This is a genomic window from Dapis hubbardiae BLCC-M172, assembly GCF_050016015.1.
GTDB lineage: Bacteria > Cyanobacteriota > Cyanobacteriia > Cyanobacteriales > Microcoleaceae > Trichodesmium.
The window spans coordinates 18,672-29,917 of sequence record NZ_JBNHEQ010000064.1; the positions used below are offsets into that span (position 1 = coordinate 18,672).

At 40.2% G+C, this 11,246-nt stretch carries 2 protein-coding genes; both read right to left on the reverse strand.

The window, feature by feature from the left end; translation table 11 throughout:
- Positions 1-26 precede the first annotated feature (26 nt).
- Positions 27-4,394, reverse strand: coding sequence for a condensation domain-containing protein (locus tag ACP6PK_RS06395; RefSeq protein ID WP_426558747.1), 4,368 nt, complete (start codon positions 4,392-4,394; stop codon positions 27-29).
- Positions 4,391-11,245 carry an SDR family NAD(P)-dependent oxidoreductase gene (locus ACP6PK_RS06400; protein WP_426558749.1) on the reverse strand — a complete coding sequence of 2,285 codons (6,855 nt, stop codon included), beginning with the start codon at positions 11,243-11,245 and terminating at the stop codon, positions 4,391-4,393. The genes ACP6PK_RS06395 and ACP6PK_RS06400 overlap by 4 nt, the downstream gene beginning before the upstream one ends.
- Position 11,246: the final 1 nt, after the last annotated feature.

The window sequence follows — 11,246 nt, forward strand, 5'->3', positions numbered from 1 at the left end:
TTTCCTAACTCCCTACTCCCTACTCCCTATTTTTGAGAACGGAGTTTTTTCCGAATATTACCCCTTTCACTTTTCTTAGAGAGACGTTTACTTACACGCTTCTCATAATTAACTTTGGTCTTTTTATCTGATTCAGTTACACCGCCACTCGCAATAAATTCACTTAATGAATGAACAGTAGGGTTTGCTAGCAAGTCAATAACCTTTAAATTGCTCATATCAAATATTTCTTGCAACTTGCCATACACCTGTATCAGCAGTACCGACTTACCTCCTAATTCAAAAAAGTTATCATAAATACCGACTTCTTCTATTTGCAGTACCTCCTTCCAAATAGCAGCAATTTTTTGCTCAGTTTCATTTCCTTGTTGTACAGGTTGAGAACCACCATTTTTATCAGGGTTTTGTAACCGTTTTCGGTCTATTTTTCCATCAGATGTTAATGGTAGTGTTTCTAACTGGACGAAAGCAGAAGGCATAATTTTACTGAGAGTGCCAAAGCGATCGCGTACTTCCAACTCTGACAACTGACTCAGGGAAAATTCTGTTGTCTCGGAAGTAAAATAAACAGTCAATTGTTGTAAATTCTGACAACCTCCTGTTCCATTCTCAATTTGATGTTCTAATGTTTCTAAAACATACTTACCATCCGCTCCTTCTGTTGCTACAAAAGTTCGGGGTGATGCTGTCACATCAGTTGTCAGAGTCGGCATTTCTAACCGTTTGGCTAAACCTATTCGGGCAGGTTTTCCGGTCAAACCTTTAGGAATAGCATTCATCCAAACTAAACATTCTGGCAACCATTGGGTTTCCAGTTCTTTTTCCTTGATGGCAAATTGGCGTAATGCTGCGAGGGTTGGTCGTGTCTGATTTGGTACTGGTACTATTGCTGCTCCCACTACTTCACCAAAAAGTTCATGGGGCGCTGCAAATACAACTACCTGACCTACTGCTGGATGGCGTTGCAATACATCTTCTACTGCCATCGGACTAATTTTTTCTCCAGCGCGGTTAATAATTTCTTTGAACCGACCTACTAGATAAACATAACCATCTTTGTCTTTGTAACCCTTATCCCCTGTTCTTAACCAACCGTCGATAAATGCTTCCTCATTGGGATTATAATCCATCCATTCCCGTAACTCATATCCGGCGGTGACGCAAGCACCCCGGACCATTACTTCTCCCTCGCCATAGGGTTCTAGTACATTTAATACTGGTTTGCCTTGCTCATTTGCTTTGACATCTCCAATTATTACTGTTGGACCAGCAGCACGACCCACAGAACCACGCTTGAGTAATCCTTTTCCTACTTCTGGACTACAAATAGGCATAGATTCTGTCATCGCATAAGTAGGCAAGACTTCGCAGTTAAATGCGGTTGCCATCCGATCAGCGATCGCTGGTAGTAGTGCTGCCGAACAGTTCCGAATTAAGCGGAGGGAGTGTTCGGGAGCTTTACCTGTTTCAGCTATTGCTTGTTCTGCATATTCCAAAATTGCTTGGTGCATGGTTGGGACAGCGGAATACCAAGTTATTTTCTTTCTATCGCTTCCCTCTTCTGGTTTCAACCATTTGAAGAAGTCACCCACTCCGTTTTCTGTGGCGTATAACCCTGGGGTGCAAAGTACGCTAGCACCTGCTAATATCGTTCCCAGAATATTAACGGAAAGACCATGGATATGAAATAGCGGCATAATATTGATACAGGTGTCTTCTGGAGTCAGTTGTATAGTCCGACTAATAGTCAGGGAGCCTGATGTCAAATTTCCGTGAGTCAAAGGTACCGTTTTCGGTTTTCTGGTTGTTCCACTGGTATGCAGCACTAAAGCTACATGGTCACGAGTAGGTTTATTATCATCTCTTGTTATTGGTTGATGATTTTCCTTATTCGTAGTAACTTCTTCCAGGGTAAATAAACCGCATACTGAAGTATCGGGTATTAACTCAATGACTCGTACTCCTAAACCTTCAGCACAAGCTTTTAATTTTTCATTCTCTGTGCTGTTAGCTTCTCCCCTTTGCAAGACTAAAGCTACTGCACCCAGGTCTTCCAACTCAAATTGAACTTGCTTTTCTGTCAAAGATGTGCTAATGGGTGCAAACACACATTGTTGTGCTAAGGACAAAAATGCTGTTGCTGCCTCTGGTCCATTGGGAGTGGCAGCACATACGCGGTCTGTTATTTTAATCCCCAGATAACTGAGACTAGCGTTATCTGGGGGTGACTTGACAAAATCTTTTAGTTGTGCATGAGTCAGAGGTTGGCGACTATCTGTGCTATATATTGCTGGTTCATCGGTACCTGGTAATAAATCTGCCCAGGTTTGAAATTCTACCGATGCTGCTATCTCGTCTACTTCACCAGGAGCGGTATCTGCAACATTTTCTTCAGTTAGTGGTATTGTGTAGTCGGGTGTAGCGGGGTTGGGTTTGGAGACCAAACCCCTACTTTCTGGTATAACTGGGTAAGCTTGTTTTCGCTGGACAACTACCGCAACTTCCTCTATTTCCGGATGCGATCGCAATTTTTCTTCCCAACGGTTTATTAATTCTGAGTCAATAACTTCTAAACTTGTTAAAGCAGTTTCGTCTATTTCTCCTGATTCTGTTTTTGGTAGAGTAGAAATAGGTACATAAGCATTAGGGAGAAAATCAGAAGATAGATAAGATTCTAGATATGATTGTACTTTTTCTACAGAATAATTATCCTCAATCACTACATAAGCAACCAGTTGATTATCCTTGCTCAAAATAGCAGACTCTTTAACTTCAGTCAGAGATTTTAAACCAGTTTCTATCAGATTTATTTTTCTTGATTGACTGTGAATTTCTGCCTTATGTTTGGCTAGATTTTCTGATAGTTCTAATTCATTTATTTTCGTCTCAGGAGCATTAATTCCTTTTTCTAGAATCAACAGATAGGAATCTACCATCGCTGTAATTGTTTCTTCTTCAAACAATTCAGAGTTGTAGATTAAAGACCCTTTTAACTCCTGATTTTTTTTCAATAAAGTAAAGAATAAATCTATATCTCTAGGAAACTTTTCTTCTATTAAATCTGCGGTGACATTGGAATATTTTCTCGTCTCCTCGTTTCCTAAGTCAATATAGTCAAAGAAAAGCTGAAATAAATTTTTGTATTGTTGTTGATAATTTTGCTGATCTACCAACTTCGCGACCAAATTTAGAGGAATATGTTGATTTGCATAAGCCTCTACGGTAATTTCTTTGACTTTATTCAGTAATTCTTGGAATGTCAAATTATCAGGAATCTTACCGCGTAATAGGACAGTATCAGTAAAGAAACCTATGGCAGATTCTAATTTGTGATGTACCCTTCCCGCAACTGGAAGACCAACAATAATATCATCTTTTAGTGAGTATTGAAGTATCAATACATAAAACACTGAAAGAAAGATAACTACAGGAGTAACATTGTATTGATTACTTACTTTTTGAACTACAGACCATGTAGTGCTAGGTATCAGAAAATTTTTCTCGTCCTTAATATTTTCAGAGCTTTGAGATACTTGAAAAATATCAGGTGGTACAGGATACAACGTGGAAATATCCGTTAGTTGTTGTTTCCAATAATTTAACCCCTTTTCTAATACATCTCCTTGTAACCACTCTCGCTGCCAAACAGCATAATCTCCATATTGAATATCTAATTCTTTTAAGGGAGACTCTTTTTTACTCAGATAAGAATCATATAAATTTATGAGTTCGCGGTCTAATAAATTGAGGGATAAACCATCACTAATAATGTGATGAAATATTAATACTAATACTCCCTCTTTTTCGCTAAATCTTAACAGCTTCAGACTAAATAATTGACCTTGAGACAAATCAAATGATTGTGCTGATTCCTCTTCAAAAACCTCTTTGAATGTTTTCTCTTGTTCAGTTGCGCTTAAGTCTGGATAATCTAATACTGAAATTTCATTAGTCAAACTAGGAATAACTACCTGCACTAATGACCCTTCAACAAAAGCGAAATTAGTCCTCAAAATGTCATAACGACTAATAATTTCATTCCAGCTTTTTTGCAGAATTTCAATGTCTATTAAACCTTCTATTCTTACTGCTATACACAGATTAAGATTTGCCATACCTGGCATTAGTTGGTCTACTGTCCAGAGACGTTCTTGTTGATAAGAAACTGGTAAATCTTTATCCCTAGAAACAGAGACTAAAGGCACAGAAGTCGCATCAATATTATTAGTTTTTCCCTGAAGTAACTGTAATAATTCCAGCTTATTTTGGGATAATAAATCGCGAATTTCTGGTGTCAACGCCCCCTTGGGAGCGCGGATTTTTAATTCATCCCCTTCAGCCCATAATTTAATACCTTGGCTAGAGATTTGAGACAGAACTTGAGTCAAATTCATAAAGTAATTTCCTCCATATCTTCATCGTCCTCTTCTGTTGTCTGTGCAGTATTTGAGTAACTAATTTCTTCTAATAAAAGTTGCTCAACTACTAAATTAACCATCTGGGTAATACTGATACCTTCAATTATTTTTTCAATTGGTATATCAAACCCTAATTCCCTTTGCACGAAATTCCGCAACTCAACCGCCATCAAAGAATCAAGCCCCATAGCAGTTAAAGGTTGATCTGCATCTATTTGGGAACCAGTCATTCCCAACATACCAGCTAGCTTACCTTTAAAATAATCTACTAAAATATTGGCTCGCTCCTCTGGTGAGGATTCTTTTAGCTGTTCTAAAATCTTAGTTTCTTTTGTTTCAGGTGCCGATACAGCAGATGAAACAAACCCTGATAACAATGGCATTTTCTGTGCCATAGGCATTTGCCTGAAAAATTCAGACCAATTAACAGGCAACACACCGACTTGACTTGATGCTCCTGATAACAGTAACTCCAACGCCTGCATTCCTTGTTGGGGTTCAATAGCCATAACCCCACTGCCTTGAATCCGATTCTGATGTCCACCTGCTAAACGAGCAGCCATTCCTCCTGCTGTCCATGCTCCCCAGTTAATACTCAATCCTGGTAATCTTTGGCCTCGGCGGTAGTGGGCGATCGCATCCATAAAAGCATTGGCCGCAGCATAGTTGCCTTGGCCAGCATTTCCTACCATTGCTGCCATAGAGGAAAAACAGATAAAGAAATCTAATGATAAATCTTTGGTATTCTGATGCAAATGCCAAGTTCCTGTCACCTTGGGAGACATTACTTTCGTAAATTGCTGCCAAGTCAGATTTCGCAGCACGCCATCGTCCAACACCCCAGCAGAATGAATTACTCCTTTAAGTGGGGGCAATGACGCCTCCATCTGCTGGAACATTTTAGCTACATCTTCTTGTTTGGCAACATCCCCCAATAAAAAACTAATCTTGGCTCCTGCTGTTTCTAACTCTTCTATAATTTCTTGTGCTGTTTCCTTGGGAGCGCTACGTCCTGTTAAAACAATATTTCTCGCACCTTGAGTTACCATCCATTGGGCGACTTCCAGTCCTAATGCTCCTAATCCTCCTGTAATCAAATAACTTGCTTCTGCTTGGATTGATATTGGCTCCCCTGTCGATACTTGTGGCATCTCCAGCACTATCTTTCCTATATGCTTGGCTTGCTGCATATACCGGAAAGCTGTTGTAATTTCTGTATTGGAAAACACTTTATAAGGTAGCGCTCTGAGTTTTCCTTGGTTCCATTCCTGGGTTAATTCCTCCGATATTTCTCCCATGATACCGGGGTTCTCTTTGACTACATCTCCTAAATCAAAAGGAAAATAGCTGATATCTGGTCGTTTTTCCTCGACTTGCTCTTTGTCCCAAATGCCAATTTTGCCGATTTCTACAAATCTTCCTTTTGGAGCTAATGCTTCCAAACTGTAGGGAATGTGGTCTCCATTCAGGCTATTCAAAACTACATCAACCCCTTCTCCTCCGGTAATCTCTTTGATTTCCTTAGCAAAATCTAGAGTGCGAGAATTCATAATGTGTTTAATCCCCATGGATTTGAGAAAATCCCATTTACCCGGACTAGCAGTAGCAAAGATTTCAGCCCCTGCAAGTTGAGCTATTTGTACCGCAGCTTGCCCTACTCCTCCGGCTGCAGAATGAATCAACACCCGATCGCCTGCTTTAATTTTGGCTAATTTCTGCAACCCATAATAGGCAGTGACAAATGTTAGAGGTAGAGTCGCCGCTTCATTGAAACTCATTGATTTCGGCTTGGCCATGACATATTCTGCTGGAGCAGTGATGAAGCTACTGAAACCGTCATGGATCATGGTTAACATTACTTCGTCTCCTACTTGCCACTCTGAGACTTCTTCCCCTACCGCAGAGATTTTACCGGCACATTCAAAACCGAAGGTAAGTTCCTCTACACTGCTAACGCCCAGATGTTCAGCATAGTAGTCTTTGAGTAATCCTAGGGAGTTGAGTACATCTCGCAAGTTTAGTCCTACTGCCACTACCTCAATTTCCACTTCCTTAGCTTCAGGAATACGGCGCTGCATTTGCTGCCATTTAAGGTTGTCGATAGATCCATATTCTGCCAGTTTTAATTGTACTGGTTGGGTATCTGAAATTTTGTTTTGCTGTCGTTTTTGTTCCAGTCTAGCTACATAACGATTTCCCTGACGTATCCCTATCTGGTCTTCTGTATCTTCTGATAATAGTTCCGCTATTAGGGAGTCTAGGTTTGTTGATTCTGGGTAACAGTCTATCCGTTTACATCTCAATTCTGGGTGTTCTAGGGTTATTATTTGTCCTAGTCCCCATAAACTTGCATATTCGGGGTTAATTACTTCCGAGTCTGATATCACACTCTGGCTTCCTTGGGTGACTAACCAGAGCTGCGGGAATGTTTCAGGTTTGCTATTGAGGGTTGCTTGCACCAAATTTAAAACTGAAGCACAATTTTGAGCCTGAATATTCTCTAAGTCTAACACTTCTTTAATTTCGGTTGACTGCCAACTCCACAGATGCACAATTTTTGTAATCCCTGGGTTTTCTTCTAGGAGTTGTTTAAATTCTTCCCCATTAGTGGGATTGATTTGATAGTGCTGCGGACTTATTTGCTCGTACTTGTCTCCTGGTGATACTCTGATACACTCCTGACCTTTATTAGTTAATGCTGTTACTAATTCAGTATCCTTAGCTAAAACTAACCATTTACCCGTTGCTGCTGATAGACTATCTGCTGGTAGGGGTTGAGTTTGCCAATTTATTTGATAAAACCAATGACTGATATCTGGTTGCAAACTCTTCAATAGAGCTGATGCTGTGGTTGGCGTTATCCTTAATCCCTCAATTTCTGCTAGTAAAGTTCCCTCGTTATCTACCAGACGAATATCCCCTGTTAAACTGTTTGGTCGCATTTCTACGATCGCCCATACATGACTTATTGTCTGACCATACACTTTGAATTTTTGTATCCCTACTGGTAGATAGGTCTTGTCCGCTTCTATATCTGTTATGGAATACAATATCATTTGCAGGGCTGCATCTAATAGGGCTGGATGTAGCTGATAGTCTGCTAACTGAGTTGTTAATTCCTCTGATAAAATTATTTCTCCTAGGGCTTTTCCTTCACCTTTCCACAACTGTTTGATTCCTTGGAAAGTGCTGCCGTAGTCTATTCCTCTTGAGCTACATTCTTGGTAATGCTCTTTAATTTCTATTGCTTGATTACACTCAGCTTGATATTTCTCTAAGTCAATTTTAGCTGGACTGTTTGTGGTTGGCTCCGTATATATCTTGCCTTTGGTGTGCAACACCCATTCAGGTTTCTGTTGATTTTCCCCTTCTGAGCTGCTGAATATCTCAAACTTATAGCTTTTGTTATCTTCTGCGGGGATAGCTACTATTTGTACTGTCTTGGCTTCCGTTTCTGGTAAAACCAATCCTCGCAGTATGTGTACCTCAGAAACTACTACTTGCTCTTGACTTGTGAATAGATTTTTGCCAACCGAAGTCGCTATTTCTAGATAACCTGTGCCAGGAAATAATACCTTCTGAAATACTTTGTGGTCACTCAGGTAACTTGGAGATTCTGCTGTGAAGTGCGATTGGAAACGATGTTGATTATCTAATCCCGCTAAGTTAATTTTTTCTCCTAGTAACGGGTGCAGATTTTTATTGTTAGCTATTGACCAATAGGGTTTTTGTTGGTAACTACCTTGAGCTTCTACCCAATACCTTTCTCGTTGGAATGGATAAGTCGGCAATACTACTTTCTCACAGTTATAGCCTTGGTGAAACCCTAACCAATTTACTTTGTATCCCTGCACATACAATTGTCCTAAACTAGACAACATCAACTGCCATTCATCTACTCCTGGACGCAAGGAAGGTAACCATACACCCACCTCCTCCGGTAGACATTGACGCCCCATCCCCAATAAAATTGGTTTAGGTCCGATTTCCAGGAATAACTCATATCCTTTCTCATGCAGAGTTATCATACTCTCGGCAAACCTCACTGGTTGACGCACATGATTTACCCAATATTCGGCAGAAGTAATTTCAGCATCTACCAACTTACCAGTAACATTAGATATCAGTGAAATCTGAGGACGATTGTAGGTTATTTGTTTGGCTACTGCTTCAAATTCTGCCAGCATTGGTTCCATCAGAGGAGAATGGAAGGCATGAGATACTTGTAGTTGTTTGGTTTTAATTCCCGATGATTCTAGGTTAGTTGCGATCGCTCTTACTGCTTCTAACTCCCCAGAAATTACTATACTTTCAGGTCCATTAATTGCTGCAATAGCTACTTTTTCTTCCAGGGACATCGCCTTCAGTGTCTCTAAAACCTTCGACTCTGAAGCCATAACTGAAGTCATTCCACCACCAGCAGGTAATTGCTGCATTAATCTCCCCCTTGCAGCAATAATTTTCAAGCCATCTTCTAAACTAAATACCCCTGCTACTGTTGCTGCTACATATTCTCCTACGCTGTGACCCATGACTACATCTGGTTGAATCCCCCAAGATTGCCAGACTTGGTAGAGAGCATACTCTATAGCAAATAAACATGGTTGAGTATAAGCTGTTTGGTTGAGTATGGAGGCATCTGATGAGTCATCTGCTGGATAGATAATTTCTTGTAATGACTTTTCCTTGAAGTTTTCTACAGTCCTCAGAATGTTCTCACATTGGTCGATCGCTTCACGGAAAATTGGTGACTGTTCATACAACTTCCTTCCCATATTCACATATTGGGAACCTTGACCCGTGAAGACGAAGGCCATTTTAGCTGTTGTGGTGTTCTGATCCTCTTTTCCTGAGAAAATTCCAGCTACTTTCTCTCCCTCTTGGTGTTGTTGAAGTTTTGCGACTAATTCTTGTTGGTTAGGGGCGACAACTGCTAATCTGTGGTTGAAATGGGTACGTCCTGTGTTGGCAGTGTAGCAGATATCGGCCAGCCATAATTCTGGATTACTTGTGAGATAATTTTGATAACTACTGACTAACTCTACCAGAGCTGTTTCTGTTTTCGCTGACAGTGTTAGCAGATGAACTGAACGTTCTAAATAATCTTCACTATTGCCTGTTGCCTGTTGCCTATTGCCTTCTCTTGGCGCTTCTTCAACAACGATATGAGCATTTGTGCCACTAAAGCCAAAGGAACTCACTGCCGCTCGTCTTGGTTTGCCTTCCTGTACTTCCCAATCTTTGAATTCTGTGTTAACATAGAAAGGGCTATTGGGAAAATCAATGTGGGGATTTGGTTGATGAAAATGTAACGAAGGTACCAATTTATGGTATTTGAGGCACAAAACTGTCTTAATTAAACCAGAAACACCAGCAGCAGTTGCAGCATGACCAATGTTGCTTTTTACTGAGCCGATCGCACAAAACTGTTTCTTGTTCGTCCATTTAGAAAAGGTTTCGCTTAAGGCTTCAACCTCAATGGGATCTCCTAAAGATGTTGCTGTACCGTGAGTTTCTACATAACTTATCGTTTCTGGATTAATCCCAAATTTCTGATAAACCATCTCTTCCAAGCGTGTTTGAGATTGGCTACTAGGGGCACTAATCCCATTGGTATTGCCATCATAATTCATGCCTGTACCCTTTATCACCCCATAAATATGGTCATTATCACGAATGGCTTGATCGTAGCTTTTTAGGAATACAGCACCACAACCTTCGCTCCAAACTGTGCCCGATGCCTCAGCATCAAAAGTTTTGCACCGCCCTGCGGCAGATACCATTTGAAATTGGCTTGATATTATTTGGAAGTCTGCTGTCAACATAGTGGCAATCCCTCCAGCGATTGCCATTTCACTCTCTCCCCGTTTAATACTTTCACAAGCTTGATGAATAGCAACTAATGAAGATGAACAAGCAGTATCAACAGCCACTACTGCCCCTCTAAGATCAAGGAAATAGGCTATTCTTGCTGGTATGATTGACAGCAGATTTCCTGTCAGCACCAGTCTATTAGTATCTAATCCAGATCTTGCTAGCAATTTGATGTAATCAGCAAATGTTGATGCTCCTACAAATACTCCACACTGTTTCCCTTTGAGAGAGTCGGCAGCATATCCAGCATCTTCAATAGCATGATAAGCTTCTTCTAAAAAAATTCTCTGCTGAGGTTCAATAAATTGAGCTTCTTCTGGAGAAATTTGAAAAAATAAAGGGTCGAATTTGTCTATTTCGTCTAAAAAACCAGCACATTTTGAATAGGAAGTGTCCGGGTGTTGTGGGTCTGGATGATACCAATTTTGTCCTTCCCATCTTCCTGGGGGAGGTTCTGTAACGCTGTCCACTCCATCTTTTAAGTTTTCCCAAAATTCCTGCCAGTTTTTTGCTCCTGGATATCGACATGATATTCCTATAATAGCTATATCTGTAGTTCCTATATTATTCTGAACTGCAGTTAATCCCTCTTTTTTTTTTGGGGATTTTGCTTCTCCTAAGATAAAATTTTCAGCATTTTCTAAATATATTTCTCCTGTACTCAGCAAAGATAATATTTCCTCTGAATCATCAGAATTTATCTGTTGCTTTATAGCTTTTGGTTCTACTTTTTCTTCTGTGCTCAAACCTAACAATAGTTGTTCAGCATTCTCTAAAGAAATATTACCTGACTGCAACTGATTCAGGATCTCTTGCTCAATCATCTGGTCTTCATTATGTTGCTGGTAACTATTCACTTCTTCTTCTGTGCTCAAACCTAACAATAGTTGTTCGGCATCCTCTAAAGAAATATTACCTGACTGCAACTGATTCAGGATCTCTTGCTCAATCATC